The 25,664-nt window shown below is 40.2% G+C and carries 22 protein-coding genes and 1 other RNA gene; 16 read left to right on the plus strand and 7 right to left on the minus strand.

What is annotated here, in order from left to right; translation table 11 throughout:
* Nucleotides 1-35: 35 nt before the first annotated feature.
* Nucleotides 36-1,466: a chromosomal replication initiator protein DnaA gene (dnaA, locus tag G9X63_RS00005; RefSeq protein WP_130896839.1), complete on the plus strand. Its 1,431-nt coding sequence runs from the start codon at nt 36-38 to the stop codon at nt 1,464-1,466.
* 52 nt (nt 1,467-1,518) lie between these two features.
* Here dnaA and recA read toward each other — a convergent pair whose 3' ends face one another.
* Nucleotides 1,519-2,577 carry a recombinase RecA gene (gene recA, locus G9X63_RS00010; protein ID WP_252623071.1) on the minus strand — a complete coding sequence of 353 codons (1,059 nt, stop codon included), beginning with the start codon at nt 2,575-2,577 and terminating at the stop codon, nt 1,519-1,521.
* Between the two features lie 125 nt (nt 2,578-2,702).
* On the opposite strand from recA, the gene G9X63_RS00015 reads away from it, so the two are divergent.
* On the plus strand, nt 2,703-3,494 hold the full coding sequence (locus G9X63_RS00015) for a DUF3108 domain-containing protein (protein ID WP_252623073.1): 792 nt from the start codon (nt 2,703-2,705) through the stop codon (nt 3,492-3,494).
* Here G9X63_RS00015 and G9X63_RS00020 read toward each other — a convergent pair.
* Nucleotides 3,470-4,759, minus strand: coding sequence for a cryptochrome/photolyase family protein (locus G9X63_RS00020; protein ID WP_252623075.1), 1,290 nt, complete (start codon nt 4,757-4,759; stop codon nt 3,470-3,472). The two genes, G9X63_RS00015 and G9X63_RS00020, sit on opposite strands and share 25 nt — an antisense overlap.
* Before the next feature lie 120 nt (nt 4,760-4,879).
* Between G9X63_RS00020 and queA the strand changes: the two genes are divergently transcribed.
* The 5 genes from queA to G9X63_RS00045 all read left to right on the plus strand — a co-directional run bounded on the left by queA (nt 4,880) and on the right by G9X63_RS00045 (nt 12,102).
* A complete protein-coding gene (queA, locus tag G9X63_RS00025) occupies nt 4,880-5,932 on the plus strand; it encodes a tRNA preQ1(34) S-adenosylmethionine ribosyltransferase-isomerase QueA (RefSeq protein WP_130896843.1) in 1,053 nt (350 codons plus the stop codon).
* Nucleotides 5,933-5,952: 20 nt separating this feature from the next.
* Nucleotides 5,953-6,618 carry a 2-C-methyl-D-erythritol 4-phosphate cytidylyltransferase gene (locus tag G9X63_RS00030; protein WP_252623077.1) on the plus strand — a complete coding sequence of 222 codons (666 nt, stop codon included), beginning with the start codon at nt 5,953-5,955 and terminating at the stop codon, nt 6,616-6,618.
* Between the two features lie 3 nt (nt 6,619-6,621).
* Nucleotides 6,622-8,997: an efflux RND transporter permease subunit gene (locus tag G9X63_RS00035; protein ID WP_252623079.1), complete on the plus strand. Its 2,376-nt coding sequence runs from the start codon at nt 6,622-6,624 to the stop codon at nt 8,995-8,997.
* Nucleotides 8,998-10,179: an MFS transporter gene (locus tag G9X63_RS00040; protein WP_276532676.1), complete on the plus strand. Its 1,182-nt coding sequence runs from the start codon at nt 8,998-9,000 to the stop codon at nt 10,177-10,179. It abuts the gene before it with no gap.
* A 300-nt stretch (nt 10,180-10,479) separates the two neighbouring features.
* Nucleotides 10,480-12,102, plus strand: coding sequence for an NADP-dependent glyceraldehyde-3-phosphate dehydrogenase (locus G9X63_RS00045; RefSeq protein ID WP_130896848.1), 1,623 nt, complete (start codon nt 10,480-10,482; stop codon nt 12,100-12,102).
* Between the two features lie 52 nt (nt 12,103-12,154).
* On the opposite strand, the gene G9X63_RS00050 is transcribed toward G9X63_RS00045, so the two are convergent.
* Nucleotides 12,155-13,771 carry an ABC-F family ATP-binding cassette domain-containing protein gene (locus G9X63_RS00050; RefSeq protein ID WP_252623083.1) on the minus strand — a complete coding sequence of 539 codons (1,617 nt, stop codon included), beginning with the start codon at nt 13,769-13,771 and terminating at the stop codon, nt 12,155-12,157.
* An 87-nt stretch (nt 13,772-13,858) separates the two neighbouring features.
* Here G9X63_RS00050 and G9X63_RS00055 point away from each other — a divergent pair, with 87 nt between their 5' ends.
* Together G9X63_RS00055 and coaD are read left to right on the plus strand one after the other, a co-directional pair.
* Entirely contained in the window at nt 13,859-14,464 is a 606-nt protein-coding gene (locus tag G9X63_RS00055; RefSeq protein ID WP_130923219.1) for a DUF3822 family protein, read from the plus strand.
* Nucleotides 14,451-14,909, plus strand: coding sequence for a pantetheine-phosphate adenylyltransferase (gene coaD / locus G9X63_RS00060; protein WP_130896851.1), 459 nt, complete (start codon nt 14,451-14,453; stop codon nt 14,907-14,909). Before G9X63_RS00055 ends, coaD begins: the two co-directional genes overlap by 14 nt.
* Here the strand turns inward: coaD and G9X63_RS00065 are convergent.
* Nucleotides 14,901-15,581 carry an NUDIX hydrolase gene (locus tag G9X63_RS00065; RefSeq protein WP_130923218.1) on the minus strand — a complete coding sequence of 227 codons (681 nt, stop codon included), beginning with the start codon at nt 15,579-15,581 and terminating at the stop codon, nt 14,901-14,903. The genes coaD and G9X63_RS00065 overlap by 9 nt on opposite strands.
* A gap of 92 nt (nt 15,582-15,673) precedes the next feature.
* On the opposite strand from G9X63_RS00065, the gene pyrE reads away from it, so the two are divergent.
* Nucleotides 15,674-16,312: an orotate phosphoribosyltransferase gene (gene pyrE, locus G9X63_RS00070; protein WP_276532677.1), complete on the plus strand. Its 639-nt coding sequence runs from the start codon at nt 15,674-15,676 to the stop codon at nt 16,310-16,312.
* Here pyrE and dprA read toward each other — a convergent pair whose 3' ends face one another.
* Both dprA and G9X63_RS00080 read right to left on the minus strand, forming a co-directional pair.
* Nucleotides 16,313-17,380, minus strand: coding sequence for a DNA-processing protein DprA (gene dprA / locus G9X63_RS00075; RefSeq protein ID WP_252623085.1), 1,068 nt, complete (start codon nt 17,378-17,380; stop codon nt 16,313-16,315).
* Between the two features lie 25 nt (nt 17,381-17,405).
* The gene (locus G9X63_RS00080) at nt 17,406-17,768 is read right to left on the minus strand and encodes a MerR family transcriptional regulator (RefSeq protein WP_252623087.1); all 363 of its coding nucleotides are present in this window, start codon (nt 17,766-17,768) and stop codon (nt 17,406-17,408) included.
* A gap of 84 nt (nt 17,769-17,852) precedes the next feature.
* Here G9X63_RS00080 and alaS point away from each other — a divergent pair, with 84 nt between their 5' ends.
* From alaS to G9X63_RS00100, 4 genes are read left to right on the plus strand one after another with little or no spacing between them, the layout of a single operon-like run.
* The gene (gene alaS, locus G9X63_RS00085) at nt 17,853-20,477 is read left to right on the plus strand and encodes an alanine--tRNA ligase (protein ID WP_252623088.1); all 2,625 of its coding nucleotides are present in this window, start codon (nt 17,853-17,855) and stop codon (nt 20,475-20,477) included.
* Nucleotides 20,478-20,482: 5 nt separating this feature from the next.
* Nucleotides 20,483-21,448, plus strand: coding sequence for an aminodeoxychorismate synthase component I (locus tag G9X63_RS00090; protein ID WP_252623089.1), 966 nt, complete (start codon nt 20,483-20,485; stop codon nt 21,446-21,448).
* Between the two features lies 1 nt (nt 21,449).
* On the plus strand, nt 21,450-22,049 hold the full coding sequence (locus G9X63_RS00095; protein ID WP_252623090.1) for an aminotransferase class IV: 600 nt from the start codon (nt 21,450-21,452) through the stop codon (nt 22,047-22,049).
* 8 nt (nt 22,050-22,057) lie between these two features.
* Nucleotides 22,058-23,494 carry an ATP-dependent DNA helicase gene (locus G9X63_RS00100; protein WP_252623091.1) on the plus strand — a complete coding sequence of 479 codons (1,437 nt, stop codon included), beginning with the start codon at nt 22,058-22,060 and terminating at the stop codon, nt 23,492-23,494.
* Here G9X63_RS00100 and ald read toward each other — a convergent pair.
* Nucleotides 23,489-24,574 carry an alanine dehydrogenase gene (ald, locus tag G9X63_RS00105; RefSeq protein ID WP_252623092.1) on the minus strand — a complete coding sequence of 362 codons (1,086 nt, stop codon included), beginning with the start codon at nt 24,572-24,574 and terminating at the stop codon, nt 23,489-23,491. The genes G9X63_RS00100 and ald overlap by 6 nt on opposite strands.
* A 205-nt stretch (nt 24,575-24,779) precedes the next feature.
* On the opposite strand from ald, the gene G9X63_RS00110 reads away from it, so the two are divergent.
* Both G9X63_RS00110 and ssrA read left to right on the plus strand, forming a co-directional pair.
* Complete coding sequence (locus G9X63_RS00110; RefSeq protein WP_130896860.1) at nt 24,780-25,250, plus strand: Lrp/AsnC family transcriptional regulator; 471 nt, start codon at nt 24,780-24,782, stop codon at nt 25,248-25,250.
* 24 nt (nt 25,251-25,274) lie between these two features.
* Nucleotides 25,275-25,643: a transfer-messenger RNA gene (gene ssrA / locus G9X63_RS00115) on the plus strand.
* The last annotated feature ends 21 nt before the right edge of the window (nt 25,644-25,664 follow it).

Genomic DNA, 25,664 nt, shown 5'->3' on the forward strand with positions numbered 1-25,664 from the left:
AATTCGCCCTGAGAACTGTTTGACTCATAAAATTAATGCAAATCGAAGTTAGAGAATTGTGGAATAACTGTCTGAATATCATCAAAAATGATATATCAGAGCAAAGTTTCGCAACTTGGTTTGCCCCTATCGTTCCGCTTAAATTTCAAAACAACACTTTGTTGATTCAAGTGCCCTCTCAGTTCTTCTACGAATGGCTCGAAGAGAAGCACGTTTCTGATTTAAGAAAGGCCATAGATCTAACTATCGGGCGTCATGGAATGTTAGAATATTCCATTGTAGTAGATAATGGGGATCGTAAGAACCCGCCTATTACTTTTAACCTTCCGCCTACTAACCAAACTCAAAATCAACAAGCGAAGGCTCCTAATTTTCCTAATCCCGCAAAGAGTCCATTTGAGTTAAAAAATTTAGATTCATTAGAATTAGATTCTTATTTAATTCCTAAATATACTTTTGACAAATTCATCGAAGGAGATTGCAATCGCCTAGGTCGCGCAGCTGGAATGGCTGTAGCTAATAAGCCAGGCTTAACGGCATTCAATCCTCTCATGATTTATGGTGGTGTGGGTTTAGGCAAGACCCACTTGATACAAGCCATAGGGAATCAGATTAAAGATTCCTTCCCAGATAAGTTTGTTCTTTACGTATCTACGGAGAAGTTTACGAACCAATTTGTGAATGCAATACGAAATAATTCCATCGAAGCCTTCACAAACTTCTATTTACAGGTGGATGTGTTAATTATTGATGACGTTCAATTCTTATCAGGTAAAGAAAAAACCCAAGAGACCTTCTTTAATATTTTTAATCACCTACATCAATCAGGCAAACAAATTATCCTTTCTTCTGACCGAGCTCCTAGAGACTTAGCTGGAATGGAAGACCGCTTACTTTCACGATTTAAGTGGGGCTTGACGGCTGATTTGCAGCAACCTGATTTTGAGACCCGTATTGCTATCATTCAAAAGAAGCTGCAAGAAGATGGGATCCAAATTGATTTCGATGTATTAGAATACTTAGCTCATTCCATTCAAACTAACGTCCGTGAATTAGAAGGCGTGATCATTTCACTGATGGCACAGGCTTCCCTTACCCGTAAGGAAATTGATTTAGAATTAGCGAAGTCCACACTCAAGAGTATTGTGAACGAACAAGAAAAGGAATTGAGTGTAGAAAGTATCTTAGACGTAGTTACCAATCATTTTGATGTCGATCTCGATACCTTACGTGGCAAATGTCGCAAGAAAGAGAATGTTTTCCCTCGTCAAATTGCGATGTACATGCTTAAAGAATTAACTAATTTACCATTAAAGTCAATTGGCTATCATTTCGGAGGTAGAGATCATAGTACAGTTATTCACGCTGTTCAAGCCATCTCTGAGGCGATGGAAACTGACCAAAGTGTCGAAAAAACCATTCGAAACCTCTTTACCCGATTTAATCTCAAAGGAGTTCAATCCTAAAAAAAGCGACTAATCTACATTAGCCGCTTTTTTATTACCTATAAATTCAAGCTTATTCAGCTACCGCGTCTTTATCAAGAAGCGCGCTATCATCCACTTTGACCTTATCTTTAATCTTCGCTTCTAGCTCTTCCATTAGTTCTGGATTGTCTTTAATCAAGTCTTTTACTGCATCACGACCTTGACCTAAACGATTTCCATTATAAGAAAACCAAGAACCCGATTTATCGATGACATTTAAATCCACCCCTAAATCAAGTATTTCTCCCGCTTTCGAAATACCTTCGCCATACATAATATCGAACTCAACTACTTTAAAGGGAGGCGCTAATTTGTTCTTCACCACTTTCACACGAGTTCTATTTCCGGTGATCGAATCTGCGCTTTCTTTAATTTGACCTGCACGACGAATATCTAAACGTACTGAAGCATAGAATTTCAAGGCATTTCCACCCGTAGTCGTTTCTGGAGAACCAAACATGACCCCAATCTTATCACGTAACTGATTAATGAAAACACAGCAACAGCCCGTCTTATTAATCGTACCGGTTAATTTACGTAAGGCTTGAGACATCAAACGAGCCTGTAAACCCATTTTAGAATCCCCCATCTCCCCTTCGATTTCTGCTTTAGGTACTAAAGCCGCCACAGAGTCAATCACGATGATATCAATTGCACCAGAAGAAATCAAATGTTCTGCAATTTCTAAAGCCTGCTCACCATTGTCTGGCTGAGAGATAAGCAAATTTTCACAATCTATACCTAATTTCTCTGCATAAGAGCGATCAAAAGCATGCTCTGCATCTACGAAAGCGGCTAAACCACCTACTTTCTGAGCTTCAGCAATCATGTGAAGCGTCAAGGTTGTTTTACCAGAAGATTCAGGACCATAAATCTCTACTACACGTCCTCTAGGTACACCGCCAATGCCTAAGGCTAAGTCTAATCCTAAGGAGCCTGTTGAAATAACAGGAACATCCATCACTTTACTATCTGATAAGCGCATAACGGTACCTTTACCGTACGCTTTATCTAATTTCTCTAACGTAGTTTGTAAAGCTTTTAACTTTTCAGCCGCTAGGCCTTGCGCATCACTAGCTTGTTTCGCCATTTTCGTTTTTTATCTAAAATTTATAAGGCAAACGACTATATTTGTTTTATCGTTTGACCTATACAAAAATAGAAAATTGCCTCTAATTTTTTATACAAACAATTGATAATAAATTGTGCTTTGGCATGAAAAATCAGACTCTTGTTATTTTTCTATTCTTATGTACTTTCTGGAGCCTTTTCGCTCAAGAAAATAAGGCATTGATCGCAGGAGAAAATCTACAATACCGCATTCATCTAGGGTTCATTAATGCCGCTGAAGCAACGATTAAAAGTAGCCCTGAAATAAGTACAATTGGGCATCAAACGGTTCGAAAAGTAGAAATTGAAGGCAAAACAACGGGGGTACTTGAGTTATTTAGTCCTTTGCGCGATTATTGGTCAGCTCAACTAGACACCGAGAGTCTATTTCCCCTAAAGACTGAAATGCGTAAACGGGAAGGGAGATACCGAAAGCAAGAAACCGTCCTATATCAAATGGACAAAGGTTTTGCTAAAATCACCTCTCCACAAAATAAGCCGGTGACCAGTACGATATCCGGACCTAAAGATCTATTAGACCTTATTTCGGCTTATTATTTCTTACGAAGTAAACCCGTGTCTGACAAAAAACCAGGTTCTAGATGGTCCGCACAGGTATTAGTGGACAGTAAGATTTATGAATTAGTTTTAGTGGTAAGAGCTAAAGAGACCATTGAGACGGAATCAGGAAAGAGAGCTAGCATCAAAACGAATATCTTATTACCTAAAAACAACCTTTTCAAGGAGGAAGATGCTATTCGACTTTGGATTAGTGATGACGCATATCAAGTACCTTTAAAAGTACAGGTAAATTTAAAAATTGGATTTTTAACCATCGACTTAATCGATTACACCATTCTAGGAAAGAAAATCTATTTCCCTAAAGCCTCTTTGTAGGCGGCTAATACTCTGGCTCTTGCCAATTCGTGATTAACAATAGGCGCCGGATAGCTCAACTCTTGCAATTCAGGTACCCATTTTTTAATGTAGGCCAAAGATTGATCGAATTTCTGTGTCTGTAAGGTAGGATTGAAAACGCGAAAATAAGGTGCGGCATCACAACCGGAACCTGAGGCCCATTGCCACCCCCCATTATTGGCCGCAAAATCGAAGTCTAACAACTTCTCTGCAAAGTAAGCCTCGCCCCAACGCCAATCAATCAACAAGTGCTTCACTAAAAAGCTCGCCACAATCATTCGAACTCTATTATGCATAAAGCCTGTCGCATTCAATTCTCTCATTCCTGCATCCACAATAGGATAACCTGTTTTTCCTTCACACCAGGCCTTGAATTCCTCTTCGTTATTGCGCCAATTCATTCGATCGTATTCCTTTCTAAATGAATGTCGGTCAGATATGTGGGGAAAATGATGAAGGATATTAAAATAAAAATCTCGCCAAATCAATTCATTCAACCATACTTCTGACTTACCCAAAGCCTGACGAACTAAAGAACGAATCGAAAGTGTTCCAAAACGCAGATGCACCGAGAGTCTAGATGTACCTGGTTTGGCAGGAAAATCACGGTCCTGAGCATAAGCTCTAATCAACTCATCCGCCACACTAGCCTGAGGGAAAAGTAGACCGGAAGGCTGAAAACCAATGTCAGCTAAAGAAGGTAGAGTAAACGTATCGCTGACATAATTTGTACTTTCCGAGGAAGGAAAGTTAGGCAGTGAAGTCTCAGCTAATAAAGCTTTCCATTTACGCGAATAAGGCGTAAAAACAGTGTAGGGAGTACCCGCACCTGATAAAACTTCATCCTTCTCAAATACAACTTGATCTTTAAACGTTTTGAATTCTACCCGTTTTTCTTTGGCTAACGAGCTTATTGTTGCATCCCGATCAAGGCCATAGCGTTCATAATCATGGTTTGTGTAAATACGAACAATATCCCACTTAGTCATCAAATCTTTAAAAACAGCCAGAGGATTACCGTGTTTCACACAAAGGTGACCACCTATTGCTTCATTCAATTGAGTGATCGCTTGGTGAATAAACTCCACTCGCCCATCCTTTTTAGAGGGAAGACGATCCAAGATGTTCGTATCAAAAATAAAGAGAGGAAGTACCGGTTCTGAAGCAGACAAGGCTTGGAATAATCCATGATTGTCCTCTATTCTTAAATCGCGTCTAAACCAAAATATGGAAACTTTTTTCATCCTCTATGTATCTTAAAGGGCTAAACTACGCAGATTCTAGATTGTTTCAAAAATTTACCTTGACAAGCCCCCCTTCAATATGGTATATTTGTAGATTATAAAAATTCAAACCCGCTGAGAATGAAATTATCTGAATTCAGATTTGATTTACCCCAAAACTTAATAGCCCTTAACCCTACCGAAAATCGCGAAGATGCGCGCATGATGGTGGTTAATCGCAAGAATAAGACGATTGAACATAAGAAATTCACGGATATCATTGACTATTTTGGCGAAGGTGATGTCTTAGTCACGAATAATACAAAAGTTTTTCCTGCTCGTTTATACGGTAACAAGGAGAAAACAGGAGCTCAAATCGAGGTCTTTTTATTAAGAGAATTAAACAGAGAACACCGTCTTTGGGACGTGTTAGTAGATCCAGCACGTAAAATTCGTGTCGGAAATAAATTGTATTTTGGTGATTCTGACCTAGTGGCAGAGGTGATCGATAACACAACCTCTCGTGGACGTACGATACGTTTCTTATATGATGGTGATCACGATGCGTTAATGCAAGCGATCCACGAATTAGGTGAGACTCCACTTCCTGATGAGATTCGTTTCAAAAGAGCCGCGACAGAGGATGATCGCGATCGTTTCCAAACCATTTATGCCGAGCACGTAGGTGCAGTGGCAGCTCCTACCGCAGGTTTACACTTCTCCAAGATTGTGATGAAGCGTATGGAATTAAATGGTGCTCAGTTCACTCCTATTACTTTGCACGTAGGATTAGGTACTTTCCGTCAAGTGGATGTAGAGGATTTGACCAAACACAAAACGGATTCAGAACACTTTATGATCGACGATTCGACTTGCAAATTTGTAAATGAAGCAATCGACAATAAAAAACAAGTATTAGCGGTAGGAACAACGGTAATGAAGGCATTAGAGTCTTCTGTTTCGGCGAGTGGCCATTTAAAGCCTATCAATAGCTGGACAGATAAATTCATCTTCCCTCCCTACGAATTCAAAATCCCAACTGCCCTATTAACTAATTTCCACTTACCGGAATCCATCTTATTAATGATGGCTTCGGCCTTTGGTGGACATGAATTAATCACAGAAGCTTACAAGCAAGCCATCAAAGAGAAATACCGTTTCTTCTCGTATGGTGACGTCATGTTAATCATCTAATTGAATTAATCGGGTTTGCTTTGAAAAAATATGCCATAATTGTCGCAGGGGGTTCCGGTCAGCGTATGCAAAGCGCGGTCCCTAAACAATTTTTGCTTTTGCAAGGCAAACCCGTTTTATATCATACCCTTGCGGCTTTTTACAAGGCCGATACTTCTACAGAAATAATTCTGGTATTACCAGTTGATCAGTTTACTTATTGGGAAACGCTAATAGCTGAATTACCTTCTATTCCACATCGTTTAGTCGCTGGTGGTAATTCCCGCTTCCAAAGTAGCCAACAGGCGATTCAGACCTTATCAGAGGACGGAATGGTGGCCATTCACGATGGAGTGAGACCCTTAATTGATCCTGAGTTAATTCAGGCAAGTTTTCAAATGGCAGCAGAAAAAGGAAATGCTGTGTTAGCCGTGGCTTCGAAAGATTCTGTTCGGTCCTATTCCGATGAAAAAGGATGTTTCGAACACTTGAATCGCGAATCAATTCGTTTAATTCAGACACCCCAAATCTTCTCCGTCAAAGACCTCAAAGAGGCCTTTAAACAAGATTACTCAGCAGATTTCACGGATGATGCACGCGTGGTAGAAGCTTTAGGAATACCCATTAACCTAGTAAAAGGATCTTATAAAAATATCAAAATCACCACGCCGGAGGATTTGGTCATAGCGGAGGTCTTACTGAAATAATTTATGAAAAACGCTTGGAATTGGATTGGTAAAAGCATCCTACACTATAAATTTCCCTTATTAGGATTCATCTTGCTACTAACCATTGGGTTAGGATTTAAGGCAAGTCAAATTCAACTTAGCTACGAATTAGCGAAAATCCTTCCTGCTTCAGATGAGCGTTTTCAACTCTACGAAGGTTTTAAAAAGAAATACGGTGAGGATGGTGCGGTGATGGTCATTGCCGTCGAAAATCCTTCCATTTTTAGCCCCGCAGAATTTCAGGCTTGGCGAGATTTAAGTAATGCGGTCAAAAAGCAAGCGGGTATTAAGAATGTACTTTCCCTAGCGACTTTACCTGAATTATACATTGACTCAGTAGAGAAGAAATTCAAAACGCGCCCCTTGTTAGATAGTACATTAACTTTAAATGAAAGCAATCTAACTATTTTTAAGGCCAAATTAGACCGATTACCTATCTACAAAAACTTCCTTTACACAGAAGATTTGAAGACGCATTTATTGTTGATCACTCTAGACCAAAAGGTCATCAATGACAAAGGACGTATTGTATTAGTTAAAAATATAAAAGCATTAGGGGAACAATACCAAGCGAAAATAAAGCATTCGGTGCATATGACAGGTATGCCATTCATACGCACCGAATATACGTCGCAGGTAACAAAGGAATTAAGCCTGTTCTTGGGTTTAGCTATCTTGGTGACTTCATTAATCTTATTGTTCTTCTTCCGCTCATTCCAAGTAGTTTTCTTTGCGAATATCGTGGTCCTTGTGGGCATTGTGGCTTCTTTAGCCACCATTGTCTTCTTCGGGTTTAAGATCACCCTATTATCTGGTTTAATTCCTCCACTTATCGTGGTAATCGGAATTCCGAATGTGATTTTCCTATTGAATAAGTACCACGAGACCTATTTATCAGGTAAAAGCAAGGAAGAATCCTTAATCGAAAGTGCGTCGAAAGTAGGAAGAACGTTGTTCTTAGCTAATTTGACCACATCGATCGGATTTGGGGTTTTTGCCTTTACGGGTTCCGCTTTGTTAGTCGAGTTTGGGATTGTGGCCGCGTTAAATGTGATGATCACTTTCTTTGTTTCGCTAGTATTGATTCCTATTTTCTTTAGTTTCTTAGCTCCTCCGAAGCAAAAAGATTTAGCGCATTTTGAGTCAGTGAGAGTGAATAAATTCTTGAATCGAGTGGATGTTTGGGTACTACATCACCGGAAATTCATCTATGGTTTTATTTCGATCGTTTTAGTCATCTCTTTCTATGGCCTGAGTAAAATTCAAGCCGTGGGATATATTGTGGACGATTTGCCTCGAGATAATGCCATCTATACCGATCTAAAGTTTGTAGAAGATCGCTTTAAGGGCGTGATGCCTTTTGAGGTGAATATCGATGCGTTTGAAAAAGGGAGAGCGTTGACGCCGGAACTTTTGGCCAAAATCAAACGAACCGAAAAATTGCTAGCAAAGTACCCCGAGTTCACGCAGGGTCTTTCTATTTTAACCGCTACGAAATACCTTTACCAAGTATATCGAGGTGGAGATCCGAAATACTTTACCTTACCGGGAATCGATGAATTAGCGAAGCTAAAGGACTTTCAATCGAGCCTAGATGGTAAAAACAACAACCTTTTTGCCGGGTTCATCGATAAAGACAAACGCTTTACACGTATTAGTTTTCAAATGCAGGATGCTGGAACGGTTCGAACGCAGCAATTATTTGATGAAATTCAACCTAAAATCGACAGTATCTTTAGAACGGATATCGAAACAGGCGAACTACTACCTGCTGGAGATAAAAGAGGTTATCAAGCCGATGTGACAGGTAATTCGGTCATCTATGCGTTCCAAACAGCGTACCTGCAAGTGAACCTAATCGAAAGTACGATTACAGCGATCATTTTGATTTGTATCTTGATGGCACTCTTATTCCGCTCTTGGAAAATGGTGTTAATCTCTACGCTACCTAGTTTAATTCCACTGATTATTACGGCCGGCCTGATGGGGTATTTTGGCATTGCCTTAAAGCCTAGCACCATATTAATCTTCTCTATTGCCTTCGGGATTTCGAGTGACGGAACGATTTATTTCTTAACGCGCTACAAAGAGGAATGGGCTAAAAACAATCAAAATGTGCAAAAAGCAGTACAAACCACCATTCTAAAAACCGGGGTTTCGATGTTTTATACGGCGATGATTTTATTCTTTGGCTTCTTCATTTTTACTGCCTCTACCTTTAAAGGGACGCAAGCCTTGGGGATTTTAGTTTCGGTAACGCTACTGATGGCGATGATTTGCAACTTGATTCTTTTGCCAGCCTTCCTGTTAGGTCTGAATAAGAAAGAAATAGCCACCATTTTAGAAGAAGACCTGTAAATGGTAGCCGCAAAACCGTCTTTATATACCTTACCGTTTTTTTTGCTTTGCCTGAGTAACTTTTTGTTTTCAGCTAGCTTTTCGATGATTATTCCAGAATTACCCGATTATTTAGCGAGTTTAGGAGGCAAAGAGTATATTGGTTATACCATCGCATTATTCACACTCGCAGCGGGTTTTTCGCGTCCCTTCTCTGGAAAATTAACGGATCACATTGGCCGCATTCCCATCATGGCCTTCGGATCTCTCGTTTGCTTTATTTGTGGAGGACTTTATCCAATGCTTCATACGGTTCAGGGCTTTTTATTTCTACGCTTCATTCATGGAATGTCTACAGGGACGAAACCTACGGCCACAGCCGCCTACGTGGCAGATGTTATTCCTGAGGATCGAAGAGGAGAAGCACAAGGCAGTCTCGGTATCTTCACCGCTACAGGCATGTCTATTGGACCGGCGATAGGCAGTTTTTTAGCTGCTCATTACGGTTTGGACCAAATGTTTTACATCTCCTCTATTTTCGCTTTAGCTTCTATCGTTATTTTGAGTCGAATGAAGGAGACTCTGCCCAAAGCGATGAAATCACGTTTTAGCTTTTCTCTTTTCCGCATTGGTTGGAAAGACGTTTTTGAACCCAAAGTAGTTCCCGTTTTTTGGGTTATGTTATTCGTTTCGTTTTCTGCGGGTGCTATGATTACCTTAATCCCGGACACCTCCAAGCTAGTGGGCTGGACAAATAAGGGCTTGTATTTTACCATTTACACGATTTCCTCAATTCTCATTCGCTTCTTTTTTTCCAAAACTTCTGATCAGTACGGACGTATTCCCGTGTTGATTTTTGGCTGCTTCATGTTAAGCCTTTCGATGTTTTTACTCGTATTTTCAGCTAATTCCTACTTATTAATAGTCTCAGCCATCATCTATGGAATGGCTTGGGGAGTTAACACTCCTACGTTAGCTGCTTGGACCAATGACCTAGGCGATAAAAACCACATGGGACGTGCCATGGCAACTATGTACATCGCATTAGAGGCAGGAATAGGCATAGGTGCCTATGTTTCAGGTGAAATTTACCAAGGGGTAGCGAGCCAAATTCCCATACCTTTTTTACTTGCCGCTTTATTATCTTTACTGGCGTTTATCTTATTGTGGACTAAAAAACGAAATTGGACGTATGGAATTTAACGAATACCTAACTCAAAAAAATATCTGCTCCAGCACTTTTTCAGCGGCAGAGCCAGTGCTTTTTTCTAGCTGGTCTACGGCCTTCGCGTTACTGCATCCTGCTAGCTTCACCGAACAAAACAAGTTCATTATCAATAAAATCCGAAGAAAATATCCTGTAAAAAAGGAGTAATATTGAACGTTCGCCGTCTTTATAATAGTAAATAACCGGAAAAACGTGGTACTTTTTAAATAATTGATTCAGTCAATTAATTGAAATGTCCTAATTCCGGAAATTTGTAAAAATTAATAACAAGGACGATGCCCGAAAACAATTTACAAAGTCTCTTCCCCTCCGCGGAAGAAATCCCTGCAGCATACGATTTAACACAACCCATTGAACAAAAAGAGTATTTAGTCAATGGAGAAATGCGGCAATGGAAAGGCAAAACGCAAGACGTTTGGTCACCCATCTACGTAAAAACAGATAAAGGTTTTGAACAAAAACGAATCGGCTCCTATCCTATCACGGATGCAGCAGATGCGATGGAAGTTTTGTACGCTGGCGTGAAAGCTTATTCCAATGGACGTGGCGAATGGCCATCCATGACAGTAGCGCAACGCATCGAATGTGTGGAGAAGTTCACTCAGAAGATGATTCAAAAGCGCGACGAGGTCGTTAAATTATTAATGTGGGAAATCGGTAAATCACTAGGTGACTCTCAAAAAGAATTCGACCGTACGGTTCAATATATTTACGATACGATTGGTGCATTGAAAGATATCGATCGTACTTCTTCTACTTTTTTAATAGAAGAAGGAATTATCGGGCAAGTAAGACGTTCTCCTTTAGGAGTGGTACTTTGTATGGGACCATTTAACTATCCGTTAAATGAAACCTTTACAACGCTTATCCCAGCTTTGATCATGGGAAATATCGTCTTATTCAAACCACCGAAACACGGTACTTTATTACACTACCCTTTATTAGAGGCGTTCAAAGATTCTTTCCCCGCAGGCGTGATTAACACGTTATACGGACGTGGGAATTCGATCATTCCTCAATTAATGGAATCAGGCAAAATCGATGTATTAACTTTAATTGGTTCATCCAAAGTAGCGGATAAATTAAAGAAGATGCACCCGAAAGTAAACCGTTTACGTGCCATTTTAGGCTTAGATGCTAAGAATGCAGCTATCGTAACGGAAAGTGCTGACTTAGATTCGGCTATTAATGAGTGCCTTTTAGGATCTCTTTCTTTCAACGGACAACGTTGTACGGCGGTAAAAATTATCTTCGTACACAAATCACTTGCGGATAAATTCAACGAGGGCTTAGCAAAGAAAATTGAAACGCTTAAATTAGGCATGATGTGGGAACCAGGCGTTCAAATTACCCCCCTTCCTGAACCGAACAAGCCAGCTTATTTAACTGAATTGATTGAAGATGCGAAGCTACACGGTGCTAAAGTATTGAACGAACATGGAGGAGAGAACTTCAAATCCATCTTCTTCCCTGCGTTGTTGTATCCAGTAAACAGTAAGATGAAGGTTTGGCATGAAGAGCAATTTGGACCAGTGGTACCCGTAGTTCCATTCGAAAGCTTAGATGAGCCAATCGATTATATCCATGAGTCGTCTCACGGACAGCAAGTGGCGATTTTCGGGACAGACGTCAACCAAATTTCGGAATTAATCGATGCGACAGTGAACCAAGTTTCACGTGTGAACATTAACGCTCAATGTCAACGCGGACCAGACTCCTTCCCTTTCACAGGCCGTAAGGATTCTGCAGAAGGTACATTGTCGGTAACAGCTGCCTTGCGTTCATTCTCCATTCGTACAGTTGTCGCTACTAAAGCAACTCAATCGAACAAAGATATCGTGAATGCGATTGTAGAGAACCAACAATCGAACTTCTTATCGACTAGATTTATTTTGTGATAAAATCAGTTTTATAAAAAAAAGGCCAGCGCTTTCGTGCTGGCCTTTTTTATTATTTAAGTGCGGCTCTTTGAGCTTTCACCGTGGGATCGGTGATGAACTCATCGTAGGTCATTAATTTATCTAAATGACCTTTCGAGCCGATTTCTATCACGCGATTCGCCACCGTATCAGTCAATTGATGATCATGGCAAGTAAACAACATCGTTCCAGGGAATTCAATCATACCATTATTCAATGCGGTAATGGATTCTAAGTCCAAGTGATTCGTAGGCTCATCAAATAAAAGCACGTTCGCACCTGATAACATCATACGGGAGAACATACAACGTTGTTTTTCCCCTCCTGAGATGACGGTACATTTTTTCAATGCCTCATCTCCTGAGAATAACATACGACCTAAGAAACCACGAATAAAACTTTCGTCTTTCTCTACGGAATATTGACGTAACCAATCGACTAGATTCATGGAATCATCTTGGAAATATTTCGCATTATCATTCGGTAAATAAGTCTGGGTAGTAGTGACGCCCCATTTGTACTCACCCGTAAATTTCGTGTTTTCACCTGCCAGAATGTCTAACAAGGCTGTTATCGCTAAAGAATCTTTCGCTAACAAGGCCACTTTATCTCCTTTATTGATCGTAAAAGATAAATTCGTGAATAAAGGAGTTCCATCTTCTGTCGTAGCCGACAAATTCTCAACGCTTAACAACTGATCTCCCGCCTCTCTTTCAGGTTTAAAATTAATGAAAGGGTATTTACGAGACGAAGGCTTGATGTCTTCCACTTGTAATTTATCTAACATTTTTTGACGAGAAGTCGCTTGTTTTGATTTCGCTACGTTAGCAGAGAAACGACGAATAAACTCTTCTAATTCCTTCCGTTTTTCGTCGGTCTTTTTATTCTGATCCGTACGTTGACGAGCCGCTAATTGAGAGGACTCATACCAGAAGGTATAGGTACCACCATATAGTTGAATTTTGCCAAAATCTAAGTCAGCAATGTGCGTACACACATTATCTAAGAAGTGACGATCGTGAGAAACCACAATCACCGTGTTTTTAAAGTTCATCAAATAGCCTTCTAACCACAAAATGGAATCGATGTCCAAGTTATTCGTAGGCTCATCTAAAAGAAGAATATCAGGATTTCCAAATAAGGCTTGAGCCAAAAGGACTTTCACTTTATCTGATCCATTCAAGTCCTTCAATAAAGTGTAATGCAAATCTGCTGCGATCCCTAAACCACTCAGTAAAGAACCCGCTTCTGATTCTGCTTCCCACCCGTTTAATTCCGCAAATTCTGCTTCTAAATCCGCTGCTTTATTGCCATCTGCCTCTGTAAAGTCTTCTTTTAAGTAAATGGCATCCTTCTCTAACATGATGTCATACAGGCGTTTATTACCCATAATCACCGTTTGCAATACCTCTACCTCCTCGTATTCGAAGTGATTTTGCTTCAAAATCGACATACGTTCACCAGGATTCATCGAAACGGAACCGGTTTGCGATTCAATTTCGCCTGATAAAATTTTCAAAAAGGTGGACTTTCCTGCGCCATTAGCACCGATTAATCCGTAACAGTTACCTTCGGTAAATTTGATATTAACTTCTTCAAAAAGGACTCTTTTCCCAAAACGAAGGGACACATTAGATACTTGCAACATAGGAGCTGGATTAAATAGGGTGCAAAATTACTAATTTTGGCACCGATTATCATATTTTTTTTGCAATTTCGAAACGAATTAGAGACTATGGAACCCACAAATTTGGCAGAAACCCTACATCTCCGACTAAACGCGGAGAATTTCCGGGAGCAATTACTCGCTCACCCGAAAAAGGATAACCGCATCACATCGGTCCATATTGAAATCTCGAATGAGTATTTCCTGTTAATTCCGAATACATTTGACTCCCCCACTTTTCGGTTAGGATTCTTAGAAAAGGCTTTGGGAGAAAATGCGTTAGTAGGCAAAGAGATACAGCAACAAGCTATTGCTACCGAAGACGCTACATTAATTTTCCTTGTTCCTAGTGATTGGAAAGACCATATATCTGCTCATTTTGCTTATGCAAAAATAAGCTATACTCATAGTTTAGCATCATGTTTGCTAAATAACGATCAGCAGTTAAACCTATTGATTCAGGGCAAATTAGCTTTCGCCAGTCTATACCAAGGAAACAAATTGCAATTAGCGAATGTATTCCGCTTTGAATCGGCCATCGAATTAGCCTTTTATTTGCAATCCATTAGGGACGCATTTTCCTTAAATTGGACCTTATATCCTCCTCTATTAGTCGCAGAATCAGAAGAAATTGCAGACGCATCACTTTATCAAATACCTTATGTCCAATCCTAAAAAAGCATTTTTCCCTGGTTCTTTTGATCCTTTTACGAAGGGACACGAGGATATTGTGTTAAGAGCATTGGCTTTATTTGACGAAGTCATTATAGGTATAGGCCAAAACTCTTCCAAAACGCGCTATTTTCCGCTAGAGAAAATGGAAGATTATATTCGCAAGACCTTTGAAGGAAAACCTGTTTCAGTTGTTACGTATCAAAACTTGACTGCGAATGTGGCACACGAATATGGCGCCAAGTTTATCATAAGAGGATTGCGCAATACGACAGATTTCGAATATGAAAACTCCATTTCTCAGGTGAATAGACATATTCACAATGAATTAGAGACTGTTTTCCTTATTACATCCCCTCATTTAGCACCGATTAGTTCCACTATCATCCGCGATTTACATCGCTATGGCAGTCCAGTAGACCAATACTTACCGTATACCTTAGATTAATTTCTTGAATTTCTCAATGACGTGCCGAATGGATGAATACGTATTCGTCAAGGCTTGAATTTGTTTCTTTTCATTCAACCACTCTACTTTTTCAATTCCTTCCTCCGTTTGCGGAATGAGTATCCCTGTAAAGTTTGTTTTCATCGCATACCAGCGTGTTTTTTTCAACACTAGCTTATTCTTGTGCGTGTAGGTATGGTAAGTAGTACAAATTTTAAGGCCTAATGCTGCTTTGACATTACATTCTTCTTCTACTTCACGAACGGCGGCCGTTTCGAATTTCTCGTTCTTTTCTAATTTACCTTTTGGCAAATCCCATTTACCCAAACGATACATCCATAAAACATCTTGATTCTGATTAAGAACCACTCCTCCAGCGGCTTCTACCAGCTGATACATTTTGACAATCTTCTGCTTAAACAGCTTTCGGTCATCCACAATCAGGTATAGAGCATGAAAATGGATACCCGACTTAGCATGCAAATTCAGTAGAATTTTCTCCACTTGATCTGCACTTGCATTGATTATACACGTATGGCCGCTGAAATTCTCCACTTTCAAAGGGGATAATCTGGCGTCAAGGACTAAATCAAAATCCTCTTTAGATGGCATTTCTCCCAACTCCTTCTTCTTCACAATTCTGATCGGTCGATCATCAATAAAAATTACCATCTTTTCAATTTTGTGTGGCAAAAATAGAATTAAATAGTGAAAGATAAACTGAATAAATTATTTTTGTAAATATAAATTCAGAAACGACCCTTATGCAAAATTTGACAATTCCTCAAGAAGTTGCCCAACACCTATTAAAGATCCAAGCTATTCAATTACGTCCGGATCAACCTTTTACTTGGGCTTCTGGCTGGAATTCTCCTATTTATTGTGATAACCGCGTTTCTTTATCTTTTCCAGAGGTTCGTACCTATATCAAAAATTGCTTATCTGCTGCCGTAAAAGCCTATTTCCCGGAAGCAACTATTATCGCTGGTGTAGCAACAGCCGGTATTGCACAAGGAGCTTTAGTAGCCGATTATTTAGATTTACCCTTCTGTTATGTGCGTCCTGAACCTAAGAAGCATGGAATGGGAAATCAAATCGAGGGGAAAATCGAAAAAGGCCAAAAAGTTGTTCTCATCGAAGACCTCATTTCCACAGGTGGAAGTTCTCTTAAAGCGGCAGATGCCTTGAAAGCGGCGGGCGTAGAAGTGTTAGGCATGGTAGCTATCTTCACCTATGGTTTCGAAATAGCGGCCGATAATTTTAAAAACCACCAAATTCCATTGTATACCCTAAGCGATTACAATGCCTTAATTGAGGAGGCTGTCAAATTAGATTATGTGACTGAGACCCAATTAATGACTTTGCAAGACTGGAGAGTCTCTCCTAGCACTTGGAAGAAATAATCAGGTCAGCATAAAGGCATCCCCATCAGTCGACCGCAACATCCCTTTTAACTCTAGATTTAATAGAATAAGAGAAAGATCGTCTTGGCTAATTTCTGAACGATACAAAAGCTCATTAAAGGATAACTGGCCTTCTCTATGCAGCAGGGAAATGACTGTGGTTTCATGTAAGGTGAAAAGTTTTTGATGAAGATCAGGGTGCAGAACTAACCGATCTTTTGCTTGATCCCAATTCAATTCCATCATAAAGTCATCCCAAGAAGTATAAATCGTTGCTTTATTATTTCTAATCAATAAATTACAGCCTTTTGAGAAAGGTCTATTTAAGCTACCAGGAACTGCAAAAACAGTCCGATCGTAATTAAGTGCGTAATCGGCGGTAATTAAGGCACCTCCTTTTTCTGCCGCTTCTACAATTACGGTAGCATCAGCAAGTCCAGCAATAATGCGATTTCGAACGGGAAAATAATAGGCAGCAGGCGGTACATGAGGAGCATATTCAGACAGCAAAGCACCGGTAGCTAAAATCTGCTCCACATACACCGCATTCTCCTGTGGATAGAGATGACGAAATCCGCCAGCAAGAACAGCAATGGTAGGAACATTACATTTAAGACAGGCTTTGTGCAAGGCTATATCAATTCCTCTTGCAAAACCACTGACTAAAATAACTTCATCTTTGATGGCAGATTGAACTAGTTCTTCTGTTACCTTCTTCCCCACGTCACTCGCATGTCGTGTACCTACTACAGCTACAATTCGGTGGGCATTCAAGTCAGCCTTCCCTTTTTTAAACAATATTAAAGGGGCATCGTAAAGATCTTTAATCCGTTGGGGATATTCCGAATCTTGGAAATAAAGAATTTGAATTTGATCTTCTGCGCAAATTTGGACTGTCTTTTCCGCTTCTCGTAAAACTTCAGCAGCAAAAGGTAGATACGTTGCTAATCGAAAAATATCAGCTAATCGAGGATAGAGAGAAACGAGTTCTTTTCCTTTAACAGGACCCACTTTAGGCAAATAGGTTAAGGCAATTTGATAGACGGCTAGCGAATAAGTGGTTTTCATCGGAGTAATTTTCCGAAACCTACGCTTATTCCATGTCTAAATTAGCCTTCATCCCTTGTAAAAAATCACGAATATCAGTTAGTTGATTAATGATGTTTTGATTCGGATTTTTTTCTTTGCCTTTGAAATTCAAAGCTTGCTTGGCTCCTTCAATAGTCAAACCTCTTTCATCGATTAAACTAACCAAAACCTTGATTTTTTCAATATCTGCTGGGGTATATTTACGGATACCAGAACCTGCACGCTTGGGAGATAAATGAGGAAATTGAGTCTCCCAATAGCGAATCTTAGAGGTGTTCACCTTAAAAATGGCCGCTACCTCCGAAATTGAATAATATTGCTTGCTTAATTCCATCAATAATTTTAAACCCAAAATGGGCTTCTTCAAAAAATAGACTTAATTTTGTGATTCCATTTATCAGGACTCCTTTAGTAAAAATACAAAGGTTCCCTTCATTTTACAATAAAACGCATGACCTCTTCTCAGATACGTCAACAATTTTTGGATTTCTTTCAATCTAAAGGCCATTTAATTGTTCCTTCTGCTCCTTTAGTGGCAAAAAATGACCCTACCCTTTTGTTCAACAACTCGGGTATGGCGCAATTCAAAGATTTCTTTTTAGGCAACGGAACTCCGCCCTCAAAAAGAATCGCGGATACACAAAAATGCCTTCGTGTGTCAGGGAAGCACAATGACTTAGAGGATGTGGGTTTTGATACCTACCACCACACGATGTTTGAGATGTTAGGTAATTGGTCTTTTGGCGATTACTTTAAACAAGAGGCACTTACCTGGTCATGGGAATTATTAACAGAGGTATTTAAATTACCGAAAGACCGCATCTATGTATCGGTTTTCGAAGGAGATAAAAAAGATGGTGTTCCGTTTGATAAAGAGGCATTCGATATTTGGAAGGCCATTGTGGGCGAGGATCGCATCATTTATGGTAATAAAAAAGATAATTTCTGGGAAATGGGTGAAACAGGACCTTGCGGACCTTGTTCAGAAATCCATATTGACCTTAGAAATCAAGACGAAGTAGATACGATTCCGGGCAAAAGCCTAGTGAATGCAGATCACCCGCAAGTAGTTGAGATTTGGAATAACGTATTTATGCAGTTTGAACGTATGGCAGATGGGTCTTTAGTACCGCTTCCGAACAAACACGTAGATACAGGAATGGGCTTTGAGCGTCTTTGTATGGCGATTCAAGGAAAGCAATCGAATTACGATACGGATGTTTTTCAAGGCACTATTCAATATATCGCTGCGAAAAGTGGCAAGAAATACGGGGACGAAAAATGGGCTGACATCGCGATGCGCGTTATTGCTGACCATATTCGTGCCATCGCCTTTACGATTGCGGATGGACAATTGCCTTCTAACAATAAAGCAGGCTATGTCATCCGTCGTATTTTACGTCGTGCGGTGCGTTATGGCTACACCTATTTGGACTTCAAAGAGCCTTTCTTGCACTTATTAATCCCTGGATTAGCTCAACAATTCAAAGGCGTATTTGATGAATTAATCTCACAAGAGTCTTTCGTGGCTAAAGTGATATACGAAGAGGAAGTATCTTTCTTACGTACCTTATCTTCTGGATTAGTTCGTCTAGATAAATTAATGGAAGATTGCTCAGGTAAAATCTTATCCGGAGATGAGGTGTTTGAATTAAATGACACCTACGGTTTCCCGGTCGACTTAACGGCTCTAATTGCTCGTGAGAAAGGTTTGGATATCGATGAACCTGGATATAATGCTGCATTAAAAGCTCAAAAAGAGCGTTCACGCAAAGATGCAGGCGCTAGTGCAGAGGATTGGGTAATCGTGAATGAGGGGGACGAAGTTAGCTTCATCGGATACGATTCAAACGAGACAGATACCCAAGTTTTAAAATACCAGAAGATTCAAAATAAGGCGGGTGTTCAATACAAAGTCGTATTAGAAACGACGCCTTTCTATGCTGAATCCGGTGGACAAGTGGGCGATACCGGAGTTTTAGTTTTCACTACATCAGGTATTTCTCTTCCTGTCATCGACACGAAAAAAGAGAACGATTTAATCGTTCATATCTTATCTGATGCGCGTATTGAAAACTTAGCTAGCGAACCAGTGAAGGCGAGCATTGCTACGTTACGTCGTCGCGCTATTACGCATCACCACAGTTCTACACACTTGATGCAAGCGGCTTTACAAGAAGTATTAGGTAAGCACGTGGCACAAAAAGGTAGTTTAGTAAACGAGGATTTATTACGATTTGACTTCTCTCACTTCCAAAAAGTAACGGATGAAGAGATTAAGCAAATCGAGCAGATTGTGAATGCCAAAATCGCAGAGAACATTCCTTTGTTAGAAGAACGAAACGTTCCTATTGCAGAAGCGAAAGACAAAGGGGCTATGGCCTTATTTGGCGAGAAATATGGTGATTTCGTGCGTGTGATCACATTTGACAAGAACTTCTCGGTTGAACTTTGTGGAGGAACCCACGTTCCATCGACGGGCGAAATTGGTTTATTCAAAATTACATCTGAGAGTTCTGTGGCTACTGGTGTTCGCAGAATTGAAGCCATTACTTCTCAAAAGGCTTATGAATTATTAAGCGAACAAGAAGCTTTATTGAGTGAAATCAACGACTTGTTGAAAGCGCCTAAAGATTTGGTTAAGGCGGTGGCTACCTTAATTGAGAGCAATTCAGCCCTACAAAAAACGGTTGCAGCCTACCAACAGAAAGAAATCTCTGGATTAAAGAATAGTCTAGTAAAAGGAATCGTGGCTGGCCCTGTTAACTCGATTATTAAACAAGTCTCTGCTCCTACGGCAGATGCCTTAAAGAATCTTGCATTCGATTTACAAGAGAATCAAGAGAACTTATTCGTGCTTTTAGCCGCTGAAATCGAGGGGAAAGCTAGTGTAGCCATCTCCATCTCGAAAGGCTTAGTAGATAGCCAAGGATTAGATGCCGGCAAAATCATTCGTGAATTAGCGAAAGAAGTACAAGGCGGTGGAGGTGGACAACCCTTCTTAGCTACGGCAGGTGGTCAAAATCCAGCAGGTATACCGAAATTATTGAGTTTAGCGCCATCCTATATAGCCTAAATTCTATGAAAATCCCCTTTTTGCCCTTTGCACAGGTAGCCAAACAATTGGACCTTTGGGGTAAAAAGGGGATTCCTTTTGTCTTTTTAGTTGATTATACGCTAGAAAATGCCTGGGCAGGATCTGAAAAAGAAGCAAAGGAATTAGGAATACAGTTTGAATTTGATGTTCCTGGATTAACGTCTGAAACAGTTCCTTTTACTAAACGTCCACTTTCCTTCGAATCCTATTCGGCCAAATTTAATCAGGTTCAGGCTGGTTTGAAAAGAGGTGATTCGTTTCTCTTGAATTTAACAGCAGAGACACCCATTACCACCTCTTTAAGCCTCTCTGAAATCTTTCAAAGAGCTGAGGCACCCTATAAAATTTTAGTACGAGATCAATTTACCTCCTTTTCACCCGAAACCTTTGTCCGAATTCAGGAGAACACAATCTCCTCATATCCAATGAAAGGAACTTTAGAGGTAACCGAAAATACATCCGCAAGTCAACTCCAGATGGATCCCAAAGAAAAGGCTGAACACGCCACCATCGTAGATTTAATCCGGAATGACTTAAGTAAAGTGGCTTTTCCTATTCGAGTAGAAAAATACCAATACATTGATCGGGTGAAAACGAATACGGGTGAACTTTGGCAGATGTCATCAAAAATAAGTGGGGAATTAGTACCTGAACTTCAAGGCAAATACGGTTCAATTTTGTTAGAATTACTGCCTGCAGGATCGATTACGGGTGCACCCAAAAAGGCTACCATGCACATCATTCAGGAGGCCGAACAGTATGAACGCGGTTTTTATACTGGAATTATGGGTAAATTTGATGGTCAATCGTTCAATTCCGGCGTGATGATTCGATTTATCGAAAATCAATCCGATGGTCTCGTTTTCAAAAGTGGCGGCGGCATCACCGTATTTTCAGATGTCAAAAAAGAGTACGACGAATTAATCCAAAAAGTATATCTCCCCTTCTAATATGTTCTCCTTCCTAGAAACCATTTGTATACAAGACGGAAAAGCGCAACACCTTGATTTCCACCAAATGCGGGTAAATGAGACTTTCGAACAATTTTTTCCGGAATGGGAACCGTTCGATGTGGAGGAGCTTGTCGCAGAACAGATTTTACCCGTAGAAGGAACCCATCGATTGCGAATTACGTATCAAGAAGATCCGGAAACGATTGAAATCTTGCCCTACACGAAAAAGGAAATCAAACGCTTTGCCTTAGTGGACACAGGAGAAATTGATTACGGCTTTAAATGGAGTGAGAGAGGTTTTTTCCAAACCTTTTTAGAGGCTCATCCTGAAGCGGATGAAGTAATTTTCGTCAAGGACGGAAAGGTGCAAGATTGCAGTATGGCCAATTTAGCCTTTTTGAAAGAGGGAATTTGGTATACACCAGAAGATCCTTTGCATTGGGGAACAACAAGGGCTCGTTTAATTATCGAAGAAGAGATAGAAGAAACTGATATTTTAGTGGAAGAATTAGCCACTTATGAAAGAATTTGCCTAATCAACGTATTCAGACCATTATCAATGGAAAATTCCCTTTCGGTAGCCGATTCTATTTTGTAAATTGAAGTATGTCCACGGATAAAAGTCCCAGTTTTTTATTGCACCAAAAGTTCCCTTTTGAACCTACGCCCTCACAGGCGTCCCTATTTCAAAAATTAAGTGCTTTTGTACTTAACAAAGATGAGTGGGCTCCGCTTACTTTTATTATCAAAGGGTATGCCGGTACGGGAAAGACAACCGTTATTTCGACCTTAATCAAGATTTTACCTGCCTTTGGCTATAAAACTCAATTAATGGCCCCTACGGGTCGTGCTGCTAAGGTAATGGCTAATTATGCCAAGAAAAAAGCGAGCACCATTCACAAAAAGATCTATCGACAAGTAAGCAATCCTCATTCTGGGGCACTGAGTTTTCAGCGAATGAATAATTATGCCACTAACACAGTCTTTATTGTGGATGAGGCGTCAATGATCACAGATGAATCGGATTTTGGAACAAATAGCTTATTAACCGATTTAATCGAATACGTATTTACGAATCCAGAAAATGGACATACGGGTAATAAATTAATCTTCGTAGGAGATACGGCTCAATTGCCACCGGTAGGTAAGAGCCTGTCCCCTGCCCTTTCGCGAGATTATATTTCCTCAGAATTTCATATGGAAGTGCTGGACCATGAGTTAATCGATGTCATGCGCCAAGATATTGATTCGGGTATATTATACAATGCAACTGCCTTAAGGCAATTACTTTTAGCGAATTCAACAACCATCCAATTTAATACGAAGTCATTCAAAGATATCTTCCGGATGACTGGAGAAAGGATGGAAGATGGTATGCATTATGCGTATAAGAAGTTTGGGAAGGAAGAAACGATTTTGTTAACTCGATCAAACAAAAGTGCCGTTCAATTGAATGAATTTGTCCGTAGGACGATTCTGTATCAAGAAGATGAAATTTCGAGTGGGGATTTATTAATGATCGTTCGTAATAATTACCATTGGTTAGAAGAGGATTCACCAGCTGGATTTTTAGCAAACGGAGATTTTGTGGAGATTATGAAAATCAAACGGGAGGAAGAAATGCATGGTCAGCGTTTCCTTGATGTTTCCTTGCGACTTTGCGATTACGAAGACCATCCGCCCATTGAGGCTAAAATCTTGTTAGAAACCTTGCATTCCACGGAATCTGCCTTAGGTAGAGAGGCTAATAAAAAGCTGTATGATTCGGTATGTGAAGATTATGCTCATATTCCCAAGAAAAAGGAACGCACGGAGGCGATTCGAAAAGACCCTTATTTGAATGCCTTGCAGGTGAAATTTGCCTACGCTTTGACCGTTCACAAATCACAAGGGGGTCAATGGTCGGCCGTATTTGTAGATCAAGGTTACTTAAAAGAAGAACAAATCGACCCAGAATACCTGCGTTGGCTCTATACGGCTATCACCAGAGCCACACACGAGATATTCTTGGTCAATTTTCACGAACGGTTCTTTCCTTTATAAATTAAAGGTAGCAGCTACTCCAGCATGGAATAGCTTACCATCATAGATTGTCAATCCTTTATTTAAAGCTTCGTTTTGAATACAAGCTTCAGTCCAGCCCAAATTTGCAATCAGATGTACATAAGGCAAGGTCGCTTGCGTTAAGGCTAAGGTAGATGTCATAGGTACAGCTCCTGGCATATTAGCTACGCAATAATGAACAATTCCGTCTATTTCATAAATTGGATTCTCGTGTGTGGTAGGCTTACAGGTTTCAATACATCCACCTTGATCCACCGCAACATCTACAAGGACCGTACCTGGAGTCATTTTCTTTAAGTCATCGCGCTTGATTAGATGAGGGGCTTTGGCACCATGTAATAACACGGCACCTACTACTAAATCAACTGTTGGCAAGGCTTCTTGAATCGCATAAGAAGTAGAAAATTGTGTTGCCACATTAGCGGGCATCACTTCATCCAAATAACGAAGACGCGCTAAATTTGTATCCATAATCGTCACATTAGCACCCAATCCAGCGGCCATTTTCGCTGCTTGCGTTCCTACTACACCTCCACCCAGCACTAACACATTCGCTGGCTTTACACCTGGAACACCTCCTAGTAATTTTCCTTTACCCCCTTGAGGCTTGCCTAAATAGAAAGCTCCTACTTGAATCGCCATTCGGCCGGCCACCTCAGACATGGGAGTCAAGAGAGGCAAGCTATGATCAGCTAATTCCACCGTCTCATACGCTATACAAACCGCCCCGGAAGCAATCATTGCTTCGGTTAATTCACGTGACGCAGCAAAATGGAAATAGGTAAATAAAATTTGATTCTTCTTAATCAAGGGAAATTCTGCTGCTAAAGGTTCTTTTACCTTCACAATCATGTCCGCTATAGCATACACTTCAGCGGCTGTAGCTAACACTTTTGCCCCTGCAGCGATGTATTGCGCATCAGAAAGACCGGAACCCTCTCCTGCTGCAGTCTGCACATATACCGAGTGTCCAGCGGCCGTTATACCTTGAACTCCAGCTGGAGTTAAGCCTACCCGAAACTCTTGAATTTTAATTTCTTTAGGAACGCCTATGATCATAATCTGTTGATTTAAAAAAGAAAGGCCACCGAAAAAAATCCGCTGGCCTTTACCTTTGATGAAGTATAATACAGTACAAATATAAGTAAGGCAATAAAATATCTTGCATTATACCATATAATAAGTAATATTTACTCTAATTATACTATTTCTCAGAAAATATTCAGAAAACAAGACTCCATTAGATAGAAAAACCGAAAACTTTATGGCAAAAAATACTAATCTGGATGAATTGGATCATAAGATTTTACAAATCATTCAAACCGATAGTCAAAAAACACTCAAAGAAATATCAGAGCAGGTCAACTTATCCCTAAGCCCTACCCACGATCGAATCAAACGAATGGAATCGGATGGTTATATTCAGGGCTATGTGGCCCTTCTAAATCGAAAAAAACTTAACCTAGGCCTTTTAGTCCACTGTCAGGTTACATTAGAGAAGCAAAACAGAAAGAACTTTCGGGAATTCGAGTCTGCTATTTTAAACTTCCCCGAAGTGACATCTTGCCATTTAGTTTCAGGGAACTTTGACTACTATTTAAATGTTGTGAGTGCGGATGTAGAAAGTTACAATCAATTTTACCAAGAAAAACTAGCGGTTTTGCCGTCTGTCGCACACATTAGCACCTTGTTTGTGATGGATGAAATTAAACAGACGACTGCATTGCCCGTGTAATTTTGTATCTTTGTATTTCTATTTGGGATCGACCGGTTTTGACAGCTTATGTAGTCCGGTTGTAAGCACGTCGGGAGTTGTAGGCATTTCCTGTTAAAAAAACCTTCGAATTATAGCTGGCAATACTTCGTATGCCATGGCTGCTTAGTCTGATAGACTAACCAATTGCCATCGTTCAGCCCTGTCCAAACTCTGCCGACGGGGGATTCTGAGCGTCGACATGCAGAGTCGCTGATTTTGATTTCTCTAATGAATCAGTAGTATCCAGAGGATAAGTGTTAGGTAAGGTCTGATTTGAACCTATCTAACATCGAAAATGAATCAAATCTAAACGTGTAGAAAGCAGCAGTTCTCTAGGTTTGGACGAGGGTTCGAGTCCCTCCGATTCCACCAGATAATAAAAAAGCCCCTAGT

Source organism: Aquirufa antheringensis (assembly GCF_023921165.1).
Classification (GTDB): Bacteria; Bacteroidota; Bacteroidia; order Cytophagales; family Spirosomataceae; genus Aquirufa; species Aquirufa antheringensis.